This is a genomic window from Paenibacillus sacheonensis (genome assembly GCF_009909195.1).
In the GTDB taxonomy this organism is placed as follows: domain Bacteria; phylum Bacillota; class Bacilli; order Paenibacillales; family Paenibacillaceae; genus Paenibacillus_Z; species Paenibacillus_Z sacheonensis.
Genome location: NZ_JAAAMU010000038.1, coordinates 1 through 16839, shown reverse-complemented (window position 1 = coordinate 16839; position 16839 = coordinate 1). Strand labels below are relative to the sequence as shown.

Here is a 16839-nt window from a genome sequence, read left to right as displayed (position 1 = left end):
GGCTTTTTTACGCCTTTACCAGCCCCATAAATTTCTTCATCTACAACTTCGTTCCATCTAGATGTTATCTGTTATGAAGAAGACTAGGTCAAAACCTACGAAAATGCGAGCATTTAAGAGCAAAGTGATTCTCCATAGAGGGAGGATATTTGAATGACTAGAGGTGTGGGAGGTTCTAGATGAAACGCAAGGCAATTATTCATATTAGTGAGAATGCCGATACCCTTAATAAGATTATGAGCATATTTGAGAACAGGCTAGATGAAATTAAACTTTATCCGAATCATTTTCTCGAAATAAAAACTGATGAAGAGGCATCCGGGTATGAAGAAATAATGTCTCTGATAGTAAAAGAAAAATGGAGACATACGTTCCATGAGGAGAGGGAGTATAGCAAGCAGGAGATGAAGGCTGCAAAATATTTTCATATAGGAGTTGCTTACCCCTGGGAACATGACCCAATGAAGGATGCAGAATATTACGGGACAACATATGAATATTTGAAAAGCAAGAGTTGCAATTGTAACAAAGTCCAAGTTTCAAAACTCCAGCTTGATGTCAAAAAACTCGGAAAATGGAAGAACATGGCTCACATAAGACCGGAATATATCATTACAGAATATACAAAGTTGTTAATAGAAAATAATGAGTTATCTGGTTGTGAAATACGTGAGGCTATTGATTACAAAGGAAGGGAACTACACCCAGTGTTTCAACTGGTCGTAACCAATATTGTACCACCTATGCAAGAAGTGGTACGGATTGAACCCTATTCTCACATGGAGGCTCACTGCGAGAGTTGCAGTTCAAAAGGGTTTCTTCGTTCTGAATTGATTTATAGGAAAGAGGAGTTAGAGAAGTTCAAAGACTTTAATTTTACCTTTGAATATTGGGATGCATATCACATTCGTCAACCGATAGTAAGTGCAAAAGTTCGAGAGCTTTTTACTAAGCATAAGGTAAGAGTATTTAGATATGAACCGGTGAGATTCATCTAGTGGTAATGTACCAAAAGATAACTACTATTCTTCAGCTAACGGAGAACGATAGCTCAGACATCACTATGGCAGCTGACATGATGGCCAGCTGCCGTTTTCATTGATGTAATGGGAGATTAGTTTAATAAGAAAGGAGGAAAGATAACGTACTAATCGAACTATTCAATTGATAAAGTATTCATACGAGCCAGGGAGATTCTCAAATGAGTAATAATTCGAATGTCAAACATTCATCAAGCAATGAAAATGAACATATTGAAGTCAGCCTTTTGGTAAATAAAACAAGACAAGTTGTTGGAAAGTTAGTACTGTCTGATGAATCTCCAGTGGACCCAGAAATGGTTTTTCTACAATTATCTTTTGAAGGCAATACAATTACCAGTCAAAGTGAAAATTATTTTACTGCGCTTCAGCTGCTGAGAGTTAAACTAGAGGAGCGAAATACACAAATTTTGTGTAACGGTGCAGCAATAAACATCTATCCTTCACGTATGCAATTAGAGATGGGGGTTGGGCGATTAGCATATAAGTTGCATCATTCCGTGCCTGCCAAAATGGCAGATGTTATAGATATTTTTGATCTGGATGATGAACTGGAGTTTGTAACGGTTACTGAGCAAACAAATTACTATCAACAATGGATGAACAGCATTCTTAGCGATAGATGATTACACTAACGGGAAACGATAGCGTAACAACGCCAGGCTGCCGGCATGTGCGGCAGCCTATTGAGTTAACGGGCAGATTTTAAATAAAGAAGGACAAAAGTAATTTCTTGGTGAGATGCTCCTAATACGCTAATACGTATCACTAAGAGGAGGTATAGCTTGGAAGAGAACAGAAAGAAATCATATGTAAAGTTGTGTGTTTTTAGATATCAGAAACATTTCCACTTGTAACTCAGTTAATCCATTGGCATTAAGGAGCAGAATGTCTGAAATAAATAAGCTTGCTGATGCATTTCATAATCTGCCTGAATTGATTTACAGTAATCAATTTGATGAGAATTTATTTTGGGAACAACTTAAGACTACATGCCCCGATAAAGTCGAAGGCTATAGGAGGGTATTTGAAAGTGCTTTGCACTAACTGGGAACTATAGTTCAATGACGATATGCGGCAGCCGGTCAAACGATCAGCTGCCGTTTTCCTGTTGAAGTAACGGGCAGTTTAGTTTAATTGTGGAAGCCAAAAATATAAGATATTATTAATAGCGACTACAAGAAGTATGAGGGTGGAATTTATGAAATACATAAAAAAATATTTGATTACAGTAATTTCGATAGTTATCTTTATTCTTCTGATTTATGAATTTCAAAATATAAAGTCAGAGGTAAATAATAAATCGCTTGATGATTACTACAGTATTAGCATGATGAAGTTTGGAAAATTAACAAAAGAACAGAGAATCATTGATGCTTATCATTTTTACACGGATATGGGATTCTTCAAGGATACTAACTTTTCGAACAACGAAATTGTTGATAAAGTTCTTCAAACAAATGACTTTAGTCAATACTTCGACCCCTTCAGCTCGAAAGAAGGAAATTACTATTTTATTTATGGCGATTTATTTATTTTGAACTTAGACAATAAACGGATATGGTTTAAGGATACCGAGATGGATGTTGTTCAAGGCAATAATGCTTACGTAAAAGCATTGAACGAATGGTCTTTTATATCAATGAAGAAATTTAATCCCCAGAATATTACTGAAGAATGGAAGAGCACTGAAGGACCTGTTACGGTTAGTTTCACTATAGAAAATAAGAAATACAAATTAGATTTAACAAAAGAAAGTGATTTCATTAATATGGACATTATTTCTCAAATAAATAAAATTATCGAGAAGAGTGGTTATAGATTTGAAACCATCGGTGTTGACCAAAGAGTATGTGTAGTCCTTTTAACAATTGAGGAAAAAGACAAAATTGAAAATGAAAGAATTATACCGTTTGCTCATTAAGCTAACGGAGAACAATAGTTCAACGATTCATGGAGCAGTTTGCCGGTGGCAGCTGCTCCATTTTTCATTAAGCTAAAGGGCAGGATAATTCCCAATATGTGTATAATAAATCAATGAGTTATTTATATCATTTAGGTCAGGAGTTGATATTCTGCGAACCATCATAGAATGGGTTGACCGATTGCTGGGAAGGGGGCAACAAATGGATAGGGGCCTTCAATATAAGCATATCCATTTATATTGTGATGAAAAGAAAAACGAAGCCACTCTTGTTCCAAATGGCTGGCATGAGAAGTTAGGTGTTGTTTTGATTGATATTGTCGAGGTTATTCCTCTGCCTTTCTTTAAAGAGGAGTTATTTCAAGCATCGGTAAGAACGTTTAATAATTGTTTTACCAAGGAACCGCCTGCACATCCTGCAAAAGATGATAACCCATTAGTGAGTAAGTTAGGCAACAAGAACTGGTCTGCAGCAACAAGAGGTAAGAAGTTAATCGTAATTGATTGGACGAAGGATAAAGGGTACATCGTTTATCCTACCAAAAGAGGACATGGTGGCTTTTATCAACATTTGACTGACAAAGGAGTTTGTATTGGAAAGGAACTTGAAGCTGAGGCTTTGTTAAATGCTGTACAAGACAGCTTATACTATTCTCTGCGTTAGGTTCGGTTAATGATAAGGAACCTTTAAATGTTATTCGGAGTATTGTCTATTGATTGTGGATTGAACTAACGATGAACGATAGATGAATGGAGACTATAGTTCAATCACAATATGCGGCAGCCGGTCAAACGATCAGCTGCCGTTTCCTTTGAAGTAACGGGCATGTTAGCGGAGTTTCGGTGTATTATTAGAGTAAACTTTGAAGGATTGATAAGATGCCAAAAATGAAGTGTACTTGCGGAAACATTTTAAGATTTAGTGATATCCCCTGCCCAATCCAATTTAACTTTATTTCAGACGTTGACTTCGATAAGATACAGGGTCACGTAGATGTTGAAGAGTTATACTTAAAGATGAAAATGTTCTTTGTTTGTAATGACTGTAAAAGACTTTTGGTGTTTTGGAATGGCTTCGATAATCCACCGCAGGAATACGTACCTTCAACTTGAATTCACAACTAGCTGTTAAGAGTACGGATGATGACAGGCTGAACGGTAAACTGTTGCACTAACGGGACACGATAGTTCTATTATGAAATGCGGCAGCCGCTCTAACGATCAGCTGCCGTTTTCATTGAAGTAACGGGCAGTTTAGCAATCACAGCCGAGTAGCGGCTAAGATTCGGTTTAGACAAGAAGGCATGATAATTTACTTGTGTGGCAAACATACGTTTGGTAGTATAGTGGTAAAAAGTAGGAGGTTGAGGGATTGGATACTTCAACTGTAGTTATCGATTTGTTATATAGGAAATACAAATCGGATCAAAATTGGGTTCGTGTAGCCCTTCAGCCACTGTCCGAAGAAGATATTAGGTGGTCGCCTACGCCTGAAAGTAACAGCATTTCTAATTTGGTTGCTCACATTTCAGATCAAGTAAAACATTGGTTTGAAATCGCTTACTTAGGTGCGCCGTATGAAGAGGTGAGAAGTAACAACTTCGAACATGAGCTGCAAATGACAAAAGAGCAAGCGTCGGAGCTTTTTCAAACTTCCTATGATCATATCCTAGAGGTTATCGAAATCATGAAGGCAAATCCGGAAAGATTACTTGAGCAACCGTATTTGAATTATCCTCCGTTTAATGGTGGATTAGATAATCAAGCTACGATTTTAGAAATGCTTTTGCATCACTTCAGACATTTTTCTAGCCATGTTGGACAAATCATTTACATTTCAAAAATGAGGAAGGGGCAATTACAGTGGTAGAGTTGAAAAGCTCATATTTAGGGATTCCCGTAGATAATCTAGAAAGTGCTGTGGAGTGGTATGGTAAGCATTTTGGTTTTAAGGTCATTAAGGTCGATCCGATATTTGTAGAGCTGCTAACCGAATCGGGCGTGAGAATTTGCTTGAGCAAACATGATCCAGCGGTAAATTCGCACATCGATTTACCGACAGGACCGTTTCCAGTACAGGGGTTTATCGTTTCCGATGCGGAAGCTGTCTATCAAGAGCTAAGAGATAATGGCGTCTTGGACAGTTCTTTGATTATCAAGGGAAATCACTCTCGTTTTGTGATCCAGACGGAAACTTTATCGAAGTATGGAGTTTACCGGAGGGTAATTACACGATAACCAAAAATGATTGAACTAACTGGGAACGATAGTTGAATCAATATGCGGCAGCCGGTCAAATGATCAGCTGCCGTTTTCAATGAAGTAATGGGCAGGATAGTTGAACGATCATGTGGAAATTAAACGATGAATCCATGAAAATTGAAATTACTGAAGAAGTTAGCAATGGCTATTCCTTATTCGTCTGGAGGAGTCAAGTGGGTAACCGTGTTCATGTTGATTGGGTATGGCTGGTAGTTAGCATTATTTGCGGTATCCTTGGGGCAGTAGGGACAATGCTTTGCGTACTATGGTTAGCGGTAGGGACATTGTTTTTTGATGACCCCACGATAACTTATAGCGAATTTCTTTTATCTGTTGGAAAGTACATTGCGATTCCAATATTTCTGCTTTTAGTATCAGGGTGGTCAATATATAAGTACAGACAAGCAAGGAAGAAATAGCTGAAATTTGCCTGTAAACAATTAGTTTGTCGATAGAACTAACGGGACACGATAGTTCAATTACGATATGCGGCAGCCGGCCTCACGATCAGCTGCCGTTTTCATTGAAGTAACGGGCAGTTTAGGGGAACAAAGCACAGTCAATGTTCGTTGATTATAAGGGGTGGTCAAAATGAGACGTGTGCTTTGTTTGTTTGTCTTTGTAGGACTATTACTTGTTGGTTGTAGTGAGGATGGTTTTGAGATGCCCGAAGAAGTACCAAATGACTTTGCTTTTTCTATTAGCTTTGGTGTAGGTAGCAAGAATAAAATTAATACTTATGACGGCATTGTTATTAAAGACTTAATTATTGATGGAACTGCAACAGCCGAGCTTTACTTTACTAAAGACGAGACATTTCGGATATATCAAAGGATGAGAGAGCAAGACATATTACAGTCCCCGAGCATAATTGGCAATACAACATGCAACAGTGAGCCATATGGCATGGACCAATGGAGAATAAGGGTTAACGGTAATGAAAAAACCATTAAGTATTGCGACGATGTGAGGGATGCAAAGAACTTAGTAGAATTAAGGAATTTCATTTTTGAGATTGTGAAACATAAAGACGAATATGAGAAACTACCCGAAACTGTCGGAGGGTATGAATGAAATTGGGTAACTGTCGTCAACCAAAACGCTTACTTATTGAGCTATCGGAGAACGATAGTTCAAGAACGAAATGCGGCAGCTGGTCTAACGATCAGCTGCTGTTTTTCATTGAAGTAACGGGCAGTTATGTTCAGCAAACGTTGACACTAAAGTAGAAGTCTGATAAGGTTTTATTTTTATGGAAACCATATTAAAAAATATTGAAAGAAGAGTGGGGGAGTATTTTCTCTTATTTAGAATGAACGTTTCATGCAAAGATATTCAATAAAAACTATGCTATTCGGGATAGCCCTTATGATATTTGCATTACTTCTACAAGGTATTGACGGACTCTATCTGTATGATGTAGAGATATTTATAGGAATTATCGGACTAATAATAACAATTGTCGGTTTGTTTGTACCTGATAAGAATTCAAAATAACTCATTTTTGAGCTCCTAACAGTTGCCGACGGTAGATGCTCCAATTCGCTATGTTAAGGGCAGGATTGCGAATGTGGCGCCGCTGTTTATTTGAACATTAGTTGAACTCATCTTGGAGCAGTTTGCCAGCGGCAGCTGTTCCATTTTTCGTTACGCTAACTGGGAACGTTAGTTCAACGCACCAAGAAGCAGCACGCGATCGGCAGCTGCTTCTATTTCATTAAGCTAACGGGCAGGACAGCGTAATCACTTCGCGAATACTTTAGGTATGAAGGATATACGAAGTTTGCAAAAAAGACGTTAATTAACGCGATTCTAAGGAGAGACAATATGAAGAAGATAATTTGGTTACTTTCATTTGTCATTGTTATCCTTGGCATCGGTCTCTTTTATTCAATTCGATTGAATGTAACGAACAAAAATGATTACCTTCAAAGAAGCATTCTTTATAAATTTGATCAAACTGATTTGAATAGAATTAATACATTCTATGAGAGATTCCTTAATCATGAAGGCGATTACCTAGTGGTAATAGGACCTACTATAGACAGTGGACCAGCTATTACTAACATTAATTCAAATGGCAAGGAAATAGTATGGATAAATGATATGTCTAGAGATGCATACAGTAATGGAGCGATAGCAGTATATAAATGTAAGAAATTAAATAAAGAAGAGAAGTACTCAAGTACAGTTTTTTCAGTTTCAAATTGCGAGGGTTATTTAGAAGACGATATAAAGGGATATATAGCATTTCCAAAGAAATACATGAAGGTATTTCCAGCGGGCGTTAACATCAGCTAACACACCACATTCACGCTGCGGGACCAATTGGGTAGAGTTCATTACGCTAAACATTCCTGTTGAGCCTAAGAAATAGGCTTTGTAAAAAAGGGAGCGCCTCAGTATGATGGGTTTGTCGACAACACATCAAGGAGGCGCTCTTACTATGAAGTTTAAGCAATCAGACGTTCAAAATCAACGGATTGAAAGAATTAGCACCTCGCATCTCGTCGTAGGAATCGACATGGCTAAAGAAACGCATGTCGCGCAAGCTACGAATTTCCGAGGGATTGTGTTCTCCAAACGGCATCTCTCATTCTCAAATAGCATGGAAGGCTTTGAAAAATTGAACCGCCGGATGACCGAGTTACAGCAGAAACACCGATTGAAGAAGCTCATCATCGGCATGGAGCCGACCGGCCACTACTGGTTTAACCTGGCCAACTGGCTAGCAGATCGGAAATTACACGCGGTCATGGTTAACCCTGCAACGACCAAGCGAAACAAGGAAAACCGAGATAACAGTCCATCAAAAAATGATCCCAAAGATGCTCTTATCATCGCAGATGCTGTCAGTCGGGGCTTCTACTACGAGTACACACGTCAACCGCCGGCCGACTAAAAAGAGACTATTCTTAGGACAGATCCATATGAATACCAAGAAGTGTAACAGCCAAGCTAAGAGCCAAACAAAATCGAGTACAGTTATTGATTTCAGATGCGAATTGGAAGACGGGAGATATAAAGAGGAGATGCTGGGAGAGAGAGGTGGCTATAGGGGCCTTAAAGTAAGGGATATGGCCTCGAGAAGAGAAATAAAAGGACATTAACCGTCTATTATATCTTGGAAAAGTGGGTGTCCAAAATCATAGGTATACTAATTGTTTTGCTTATTGCAATTCTATTAATATCATAATTATTTACGCCACCTGGCATAACAAAAAAATAGGCCTGATAGAAACGGCTTCAGGTTATACCTATTTAAGTGGGGTAGATTCATATAAGCGATCTACAATTTATCTATTCAAGGATAGAATGACGATAAACAATATTCAGATCATTCCCATAGCACAAATTACAAATGCCAGTTTTTATGTGAGAGATCAAAGCTTTAGTTACAGAGGGAGTCGTATTATGAGAGAATTTTACATTCTTTCAGTTGGATTTAAGGCTATAGATGGACATACTTCTTCGTTTACGTGTGAATCAAAAGAAAATTCATTGACTGCCCAACTCTCAATGCGGCGCCGCTCTGGATTCACGGCGACGTGGCGGTAGGCAATCTGCTTGCGAAGAACGGCAGACTGTGCGGCGTCATCGATTTCGGCACCATGGGCACGGGCGATTCGTCGAGCGACCTTGTGATGGCATTTAACTATTTCGACGACGAGAGCCGCGATCTTTTTCTCGGCCACATGGGTGCCGGGGAAGCTATGGTTAACCGCGCGCGGTTGGACGTTGTGGAAAGCGCTGATCACCTACGATTGGAACGAGAAGAACTCGGAAGCGGCAAATTGGGGCAAACGGGTCATCGATGTGATCGTCGAAGATTACAAACGATTGCAGAGATAACGGCACGCGGCCGTGGGAGTCGGCGTCCGCGGCTCTCCTGCCCTGCTGGTACGCGCCGCGGGAAAACAGAAGAAACGCAGCGATGCTGCCGGACAACATGTCCGGCAGCATCGTCGTTTCAGCGTCGTTATTCGGCCGGGCCTGCGACGCAATGCAAGCTGTACAATCAGTGTAATCCGTGCAATCCGTGAAATCCGTGCAAGCAGTGCAATCCGTGTAAGCAGTGAAATCCGTACAATCAGAGCCGAACGCCGTACAACAACCCGCCGTCAAGCCGGTACCAGGACAGAAACCGGAAGTCGTCGCCGCCTGCCGGATCCTTCATGACATGCTCCTTGTATCCCAGCTCTCCCGGATCGTAGAAGGAATACAAGATTTTGCCCGCTTGCGCGGAATAGACATACGTGGTGTTTTGATACGTATAAGCTAACGTTCCGTCCGGCGCCAACTGCTTGATGGAGAGCGGCACGTCTATCCAGGGCGATCCGGGAGGGGCGGCGTACGCTTGTTGGGTCGCGCCTTCCGGCGAGCGCAACTCCAAGAGCCAGCGCCCGGTTTCCTCGTCGGCTTTCTTATAGGCGATCCATCCGTTATTGATCTGGTACGAATTTTTCGGTTCCGCATTCGTATCGTACCGGTCATAAGGGTTCATGGCGAGCGTGGCAATCCGATCATCGGCGCCGCGAACGCGCAGCGCCCACTTGGAGCTGCTTCCGTTCTTCTGCAAGAGTTCGCTGTATACGAGAGTCCTCCCGTCCGTCAACGGCCCGAAGAACGTGTAGCTGTCCGGGGACGTCGGTTCATACGTGATCAATTTGCCGTTGGGAAGCGACTTGTACAAGTTCGATGGTTGATTGCGGGACGTATATACGATCGTACCGTCAGCCGAGAGATCGTAACGGCGGTTTGAAGTAAAATCCAATTCGGCATTGGGCAACGCGCGCGACTCTCCTGTCTTTACATTCAATACGCTGCTGCCCAAAACCGCGAAATCCCCGTTTACTTCTCGAAGGCGATACCCGGAATACCCGGGCCAACGATGTTGAACCGCGCCGTCCTTCCAAACGTTAATCGCGCTGCCGTCCTCATAAACCACGCCTTCGGAGGATAACCGCACCCGTGCCAGGGAATTGTGTTTGGCGTCCTCGAACACGCGTGCTTGGCTTTGATCCGAACGGTTGTACAGCCAGTACACGTAGCGAGAGTTATAAGTGCCTTTGTCCCAATAACTCTCAACCTGTCTCCACAGTATGCGGTTTGCATCATAATCGACAATCATGCCCGGAAATCGATAGAGGAGGGTTTCCGGACCCTGCTTGCCGAGTCCTTGAATTTCTATGGGCAAATAATGATTATTGCCGCTTTCTTCACCGAGCTCGAATCTCGAGTTAACCCCCCATCCCCAAGCGGTGCCGTCGCTTTTGAGAATCAAATTATGGTAGTCTCCGGCTGATATTGAAGTCACGGAATCGAGACCATGCACTTGAGCGGGCGTCGAACGCTGAACCGTACTGCCGTCGCCGAGCTCCCCGTCGTTGTTCCCCCCCCATGTCCAGACGGTTCCGTCGTTTCTGAGCGCCAAACTATGCGCAGCCCCTGCAGTAATGGCAACGACCGAATCAAGGCTTTGCACTTGTGCGGGTGCGCTGCGTGCCGTCGTCGATCCATCGCCGAGCTGGCCATAGCTGTTTTGCCCCCATGTCCAGACGGTACCGTCGTTCCTGAGCGCCATATTATGCAGCGCCCCGGCAGCAACGGCTACGACCGAATCAAGACCTTGCACTTGAACGGGAATACTGCTAGCGCTGCCGCTCCCCCAGGCCCATACGGTACCGTCGCTTTTTAGCGCCAGACTGGACGACACTCCGGCAGCAACGGCAACGACCGAATCGAGCCCTTGCGCTTGAACGGGATTAAACACATAGGCGTACTCGTCCAAAACGGTTCCGTCGCCCAGTTGGCCGGAATCATTCTTACCCCACGCCCAAACGGTACCGTCTCGCTTGATTGCCAATTGATGCTTAACTCCCGCAGCGATGGCGACTGCCGGACCGAAAGCTTGGCCTGAAGTATCTTTCACCGGAAGGGGAGTCGGGCCGGGAGTCGAATCTTGATCGCTTCCATAAGGCAGTTGTACTCCCCATTCCCATACGGTTCCATCGTCTTGGAGCGCCAAACTGTGACATCCGCCGGAAGCTATGCTTTGCACGCCTTTGAGGCTCTTGACCGGCTTGGGAGCGGCATGGCTTGTCATTGTCCCATCGCCGAGCTCGCCCCAGTAATTATCCCCCCAAGCCCAAACGATGCCGTTGCTTTCGAGTGCATAACTTTGCGCGCATCCTCCGGTCAGATAAACGATATCCGTGACGCTCGCGAGCGGAACCGCCGGACTTCCCCCTGCCGGTTGGCCGCCGCTGCCCCCTTGATTCTGGATCATGCCGCCGCTTTCCGCGGCATACGCCATATTCGGCAGCGTTGCGAGCGCAATAAGCAAACAAAGAATACCCACGACCTCTCTGAAGCTTTGCTTCATACCTCATTCCCTCCCATACGTTCTTGTTATCCCCGCGAAGGGACGATCGTTCTGGCTGGTCGGCATCCGCATCCATCTTCAACCTTGAATATTTATAATCGCCCATATTTTACCATGTTGCGCAATCTCCGATCTATGACCACGATGGATATGTTTACACCCTGCAATGGTCGTATTTCCGTCTGGTACCGTCGAAACCCGGACGCAAAAAAGCAGCCCGCGAATACGATACTCGGGATAACCTGTAAAATTGTTCAGTGAAAATAAAGTATTAGACAGATAAATAAAGTATTAGACAGATAAATAAAGTATTAGACTGAAAAATAAAGTTGTAGACTAAGAAAATAAAGTATTAGACTCTTACCGGCCGCGCTGAACGGGCAGAATAGTATACTACTATACTCAGACAAATTGAGAGGAGAGGGACTAGGAGGTGTGTCTAGAAGTGTTGGATCTTAACGAAGACAAGAGAAAGAGAGGAAATAATATTCCTAAGTTAATCATGTTAGTTGGCTTGCCCGGAGCAGGGAAATCTACATTCGCAAAGGAATTAGCTATTAAAGAAACTGCGGTAATACTGTCTTCGGATGCATTAAAAGAAGAGTTATTTCCCAGTGGTTATGGTTATGAAGAAAAGAATGACCCTATTGTATTTAATGAATTATATACTAGGGCATTTAATAATATAACAAAGGGAATTAGTGTCATACTAGATGCTACAAATGTTGCATCAGTAACAAGAGTAGCTGCTTTAAAGAGATATTCTAACTGTGAAAAAATTTGTTATTACATAAACACACCGATTGAGGTTTGCCGTAAAAGAAACAGTCTAAGAGACAAGCCAGTTTTTGATACTGCTATAATGAAAATGCACAATAGTCTGGAAATTCCAACGGTGGCTGAAGGGTTTCATAAAGTATGTATAGTTGAGATTGAATGAAGCAAAGATTATGAAATAATGTACTTAAGCTCCCCCGGAAAACGATAGCTCAATAACAAGAGGCAGTCTACGACTTTATTTTCCAAGTCTTTGGACTGCCTTTCGTTATTGTGAAGTGTAGTCTAAAACTTATATCTTGAAAGCTGCCGATCCTATAACCCAAAATACCGTGTTAAGTCAATGATTCCAGCCTAAGACTTAATTTTCATCGGACATTTGAAAATACCGAAACACATCGCATTTGGTTGGATGTAAAGGATTTTAATCAACGGGCACAACATGTATATGAATCAGTGGGCTTTATCAATGAAGGAACACTCAGGAATAGTTTTTTCAATGGAAAAGAATTTAAATCCCTTGTAGTAATGTCTGTTCTCAGACACGAATATTACGGAGAGTTGTGGAACTGACTAGGAACTTTAGTTCAACGCACGAAGAAACAGCACGCGATCCGCGGCTGCTTCTTTTTCATTAAGCGCGTGCCCAGAGGCACGTATCTTCTAGCCGATGAAAGTCCGGTCATGGGAGGGGCCAAGCCCCCATGTAGCTAGGAGACATTGTAAGAACCTCCTCTTGACCTTACATTCAATTAGACACCGCAGGGAGATAAAAAGCCACATACCAACGTAAAACTAATCCGCCGGTGAATTTTTGCATCCTGGTGGGAGAGTGGAGTCCTAAATGGAAACTATTTTTGAATGGAGACTCAACGGCAGCCGCCAAACGATCGGCCACCGTTGTTCATTGAAGTAACGGGTAGATTAGCGTGGAACCAGTGAACTTAAAAAGGTTGCGATAAAATCTTTTATTACAACCTTGATGTATTCGTCCAAGCCTGTACGTTGTGTAATAATTTGCGGACAAGCCCAATCCTTGAAATGGATTTGGGCTTTTTTGTGCCCGAAATAACCATCTGTTTCCAGAAATTCAAGCACTCTCGCTCCCTGCCCTACATAAACTGTAGGCGAATAACTAAGTAAAGGAGACAATCTGGATTACAGAGCCTATACTCCCGTGCAATATTGGGGCGATCCGGTTCCATACATCCCTTACTATTCCTATTACGCCGTTCGTTCCCCCAAGCAGCTCGAACTCAGCAATTACGTTCCGCAAACTATGGGAAGAGCACGTCACTTTTACGAAGATGGTGATCATCAGTATCGCAGCGGGATTGCCGGACGAAGAAGCTACAACGAAGCGATTGCTGCGCAATGGGCCTGATATGGCGGCAACTCTTACTCCTCTCTATGGTACGGAGAAAGCGAATAAATTCGACGAACTGATCGTAGAGCATCTGGTTCTCGCAGTGCAGTTGGTAAAAGCGGCTAAAGCCGGAAACTCCGCCAAAGCAGCCGAGATCGAGAAGAAGTGGTACAAAAATGCTGACGACATCGCCGTTTTAGTCGCTTCCATTAACCCATACTGGTCGGAGGACGAGTGGAAGAAAATGCTGCACGAGCACCTGCGATTGGTCAAAGCTCAAGCGGTCCTTCGGTTGGAAAAGGACTATGCGGCCGACGTCGCTCTTTATGACGAGTATGAGGAACAAGCACTCGTTATGGCCGACATGATGATGCGAGGCGTAGTTCAACAGTTTCCAGCTTCTTTTGCCTAAGTCAGGCAGGCATAATCGCAAATCCTTGACCCTACGCTTGCCGACATGATAATGAGATCCGTTCTAGCTATAACGTGGGGGTTAACTGTTACTGATAATGGACTTACATCAGGATTCGAAGCATTTACTGCTTTAATTGTAATATCAGGAACGGTTGACGATGGCTCTTGGTACATGATCAAGGCGTGCGGGGCTCTGCCAAACCCGTTCGCAACGAACATACGAGTTAAGCGAAGGTTACTAGGCTTATAATCACAACCTGATTAAACTAAAGGGCACGATAGCTCAATCATGACACGACGGCAGCCGGCCTCAGAATGATCGGCTGCCGTCGTTAACGGGCAAAATACTGATGATGATACTACGGAGTACAAACGAATTAACTAAATGAGGTCCGTGTAAACCGATGACTTAACATGAAGTAAAAAAGCAGGAAGTATCTTGGAGGTCAGCTTTTTAAGATGCCTTTAGCTCAAATTCGAATTCCGTACAATGCACCGCCGTCAACTCGGTACCATGCACCATACGGGTATTGTATGTCTCCCGGACCGCTGAAGACTATTTCCCGGTATTCCAACTTCCCCGAACCGCTGAAAGAATATAAGAGTTTGCTCTCTTGGGTGGAATACAGATAAGTCGTACCGTATAACGTATACACTACGGTGCCGTTCGGTTTTTCGCTTGTGTCGTACTGAGTCTGCCCCTCCCATCTATGTAACACAGTCCCTTGCTTCCAATAGTAGGTTACGGGCACTCCATTAGTTACCAATGTATAAATAACGCCATCGTCGGATAACATGGCTTGATTTACCTTATCCTCCGTCCCGTAGGAATCGTAAACCATTACTTGGCTCTTATCGGCACGGTTGTACAGCCATAGCATTTTATCGCCAGTCCTTTTCCATAGAATATAATTTTGGTCAAAGTCGAGTATCGTTCCGTCGAAGCGGTAAAGCAGTGTTTCTGCATATGGTACTGGATTAAATGCAGCAATAGTGACAGGAGAAGAACGGCTAGTCTTGCTTCCGTCGCCAAGTTGACCATAATTATTCAATCCCCATGACCGTACGGTTCCATCACGCTTGACCGCAAAACTATGCGAAGTACCCGCCGTGATAGCGGACACCGAGTCGAGATTGGTTACTTGAACGGGGGAAGAACGATTGATATTGCTTCCATCACCTAGTTGACCGGAAGCGTTATTTCCCCAAGCCCAGACGGTTCCGTCGCTTTTGACTGCCAAAGTATGTCCCCCTCTGATGCCGGCTGCTATGGCTGTTACCGAACCGAGACCCTGAACTTGAACGGGAGTATGTCGCTCTATCGTGGTTTCATCGCCCAATTGACCGAAAGTATTATTTCCCCAAGCCCAGACGGTTCCGTCACTTTTAACCGCTAAACTGTGGCTGCCGCCCGTAGCGATGGAGACTGCCGAATTGATGCCCTGTACTTGAACTGGAACATAACGGTGGGTTGTGGTTCCATCGCCCAACTGACCGGAAGTATTATTTCCCCAAGCCCAGACGGTTCCGTCGCTCTTGAGTGCCATACTATGCTCGGTACCCGCAGAAATGGCAACAACCGAGTCGAGCCCCTGAACTTGAACGGGAGTATGTCGCTCTATCGTGGTTCCATTCCCTAGTTGGCCGAAAGAATTAGCTCCCCAAGCCCAGACGCTTCCATCACTTTTAAGAGCCAAATTATAGTTTGCTCCAGAATCAATGGCGACTACGGAGCTGAAGTTTTTTATCTGATTGGGGGCATAACGCCCTAAACCCGGCGATCCACTTCCATCACCTAGTTGACCGGAAGCGTTATTTCCCCAAGCCCAGACGGTTCCATCACTATCGAGAGCCAAACTATGCTCATTTCCAGCAGCAATTGCGATCACTGAGCCAAGACGCTGCACTTGAATCGGAGTATATCGGTCGTAGAACTGATCTTCACCGAGTTGACCATTATAATTGAGCCCCCACGCCCAAACGGTTCCGTCCTGTTTTAGAGCCAGACCATGCCCACGCCCTCCTGCAACCATTATTACACCTGATTTCGAACTCTCTGCTTCTAACGCGGAACCGGCCTCCGAGGCGGTTGCCCGAAAGGGCAGAAGCAGCATCAGCGTGAGAAATCCAAAAGCCAAAAGCATAAACCGTGGTCTCATGAAAATTCACTCCCATCTTTTACTTACCATATATCTACCATGATACGGAAATCTCTTGAAAAATATATAACTCCGAAGGAGTAAATAAGAGACTCGATGGCTCGATGACCGGCGCTTTTAAATTAACGTATGAGGGGAGCAAACCAAATGGGAAAGTTGGAAGTACGAGAAGCAGTTAAGAACAGATACGGGTAAAGACCTTGTCCTTCTAAATACCTCAAGATTAGGACTTGAATTGTTAACTCACTCCTGCGCACACTTGGCAATTTCGTTTGCTGGACATTATCTTTAAATGAAAAGAAGTGCAAAATTCATTGAACTAACGGGGAACGATAGTTGAATGAAGACGCAACGGCAACCGGCTATGATATGCTCCCCATACGGTAGACAGGTGAAATAATAAAACCTGTTATCGTTAGGGGAGTTTTTTATGTCTCTAGGAAAGTATAGTGCTTTGGAGAAACTTGCTATTCTCGAAGAAGTATCAAATGGGGAAATTGGTTTTCTGGCAG

The 16839-nt window shown here is 43.3% G+C and carries 13 protein-coding genes and 2 pseudogenes; 13 read left to right on the top strand and 2 right to left on the bottom strand.

Features of this window, described 5'->3' with window-relative positions; translation table 11 throughout:
- Positions 1 to 179 precede the first annotated feature (179 nt).
- The 11 genes and pseudogenes from GT003_RS31985 to GT003_RS32780 form a co-directional block, all read left to right on the top strand.
- Positions 180 to 998, top strand: a complete 819-nt coding sequence (locus GT003_RS31985; RefSeq protein ID WP_161705764.1) for a hypothetical protein — start codon at positions 180 to 182, stop codon at positions 996 to 998.
- Between the two features lie 203 nt (positions 999 to 1201).
- Positions 1202 to 1666, top strand: a complete 465-nt coding sequence (locus GT003_RS31980) for a hypothetical protein (protein WP_161705762.1) — start codon at positions 1202 to 1204, stop codon at positions 1664 to 1666.
- Between the two features lie 575 nt (positions 1667 to 2241).
- Positions 2242 to 2964 carry a hypothetical protein gene (locus GT003_RS31975; RefSeq protein ID WP_161705760.1) on the top strand — a complete coding sequence of 241 codons (723 nt, stop codon included), beginning with the start codon at positions 2242 to 2244 and terminating at the stop codon, positions 2962 to 2964.
- Positions 2965 to 3166: 202 nt separating this feature from the next.
- A complete protein-coding gene (locus GT003_RS31970; RefSeq protein WP_161705758.1) occupies positions 3167 to 3628 on the top strand; it encodes a hypothetical protein in 462 nt (153 codons plus the stop codon).
- 708 nt (positions 3629 to 4336) lie between these two features.
- Positions 4337 to 4834 carry a DinB family protein gene (locus GT003_RS31965; RefSeq protein ID WP_161705755.1) on the top strand — a complete coding sequence of 166 codons (498 nt, stop codon included), beginning with the start codon at positions 4337 to 4339 and terminating at the stop codon, positions 4832 to 4834.
- Entirely contained in the window at positions 4828 to 5202 is a 375-nt protein-coding gene (locus GT003_RS31960) for a VOC family protein (protein WP_161705753.1), read from the top strand. Before GT003_RS31965 ends, GT003_RS31960 begins: the two co-directional genes overlap by 7 nt.
- Before the next feature lie 110 nt (positions 5203 to 5312).
- Entirely contained in the window at positions 5313 to 5645 is a 333-nt protein-coding gene (locus GT003_RS31955; protein ID WP_161705751.1) for a hypothetical protein, read from the top strand.
- A 172-nt stretch (positions 5646 to 5817) separates the two neighbouring features.
- Positions 5818 to 6300 carry a hypothetical protein gene (locus GT003_RS31950; protein WP_161705749.1) on the top strand — a complete coding sequence of 161 codons (483 nt, stop codon included), beginning with the start codon at positions 5818 to 5820 and terminating at the stop codon, positions 6298 to 6300.
- A 753-nt stretch (positions 6301 to 7053) separates the two neighbouring features.
- Positions 7054 to 7527 (top strand): DUF4362 domain-containing protein, encoded by a 474-nt coding sequence (locus GT003_RS31945; RefSeq protein WP_161705747.1) that lies wholly within the window; start codon positions 7054 to 7056, stop codon positions 7525 to 7527.
- A 145-nt stretch (positions 7528 to 7672) separates the two neighbouring features.
- Positions 7673 to 8113, top strand: a pseudogene (locus GT003_RS31940) (IS110 family transposase); the annotation flags it as partial.
- A gap of 661 nt (positions 8114 to 8774) precedes the next feature.
- Positions 8775 to 8897: pseudogene (locus tag GT003_RS32780) on the top strand (phosphotransferase); the annotation flags it as partial.
- A 419-nt stretch (positions 8898 to 9316) separates the two neighbouring features.
- On the opposite strand, the gene GT003_RS31930 reads toward GT003_RS32780, so the two are convergent.
- Complete coding sequence (locus GT003_RS31930) at positions 9317 to 11611, bottom strand: RCC1 domain-containing protein (protein WP_161705745.1); 2295 nt, start codon at positions 11609 to 11611, stop codon at positions 9317 to 9319.
- Between the two features lie 445 nt (positions 11612 to 12056).
- Here GT003_RS31930 and GT003_RS31925 point away from each other — a divergent pair, with 445 nt between their 5' ends.
- Both GT003_RS31925 and GT003_RS31920 read left to right on the top strand, forming a co-directional pair.
- Complete coding sequence (locus GT003_RS31925; protein ID WP_161705743.1) at positions 12057 to 12551, top strand: AAA family ATPase; 495 nt, start codon at positions 12057 to 12059, stop codon at positions 12549 to 12551.
- Between the two features lie 1144 nt (positions 12552 to 13695).
- Positions 13696 to 14166 (top strand): acetylglutamate kinase, encoded by a 471-nt coding sequence (locus tag GT003_RS31920; protein WP_161705741.1) that lies wholly within the window; start codon positions 13696 to 13698, stop codon positions 14164 to 14166.
- Positions 14167 to 14638: 472 nt separating this feature from the next.
- On the opposite strand, the gene GT003_RS31915 is transcribed toward GT003_RS31920, so the two are convergent.
- Positions 14639 to 16327, bottom strand: coding sequence for an RCC1 domain-containing protein (locus GT003_RS31915; RefSeq protein ID WP_161705739.1), 1689 nt, complete (start codon positions 16325 to 16327; stop codon positions 14639 to 14641).
- Between the last annotated feature and the right edge of the window lie 512 nt (positions 16328 to 16839).

Coding starts and splice junctions, on each gene's coding strand:
- GT003_RS31985 (WP_161705764.1), top strand. CDS start 180: ATGAAACGCAAGGCAATTATTCATATTAGTGAGAATGCCGATACCCTT.
- GT003_RS31980 (WP_161705762.1), top strand. CDS start 1,202: ATGAGTAATAATTCGAATGTCAAACATTCATCAAGCAATGAAAATGAA.
- GT003_RS31975 (WP_161705760.1), top strand. CDS start 2,242: ATGAAATACATAAAAAAATATTTGATTACAGTAATTTCGATAGTTATC.
- GT003_RS31970 (WP_161705758.1), top strand. CDS start 3,167: ATGGATAGGGGCCTTCAATATAAGCATATCCATTTATATTGTGATGAA.
- GT003_RS31955 (WP_161705751.1), top strand. CDS start 5,313: ATGTGGAAATTAAACGATGAATCCATGAAAATTGAAATTACTGAAGAA.
- GT003_RS31950 (WP_161705749.1), top strand. CDS start 5,818: ATGAGACGTGTGCTTTGTTTGTTTGTCTTTGTAGGACTATTACTTGTT.
- GT003_RS31945 (WP_161705747.1), top strand. CDS start 7,054: ATGAAGAAGATAATTTGGTTACTTTCATTTGTCATTGTTATCCTTGGC.
- GT003_RS31930 (WP_161705745.1), bottom strand. CDS start 11,611: ATGAAGCAAAGCTTCAGAGAGGTCGTGGGTATTCTTTGTTTGCTTATT.
- GT003_RS31920 (WP_161705741.1), top strand. CDS start 13,696: ATGGTGATCATCAGTATCGCAGCGGGATTGCCGGACGAAGAAGCTACA.
- GT003_RS31915 (WP_161705739.1), bottom strand. CDS start 16,327: ATGAGACCACGGTTTATGCTTTTGGCTTTTGGATTTCTCACGCTGATG.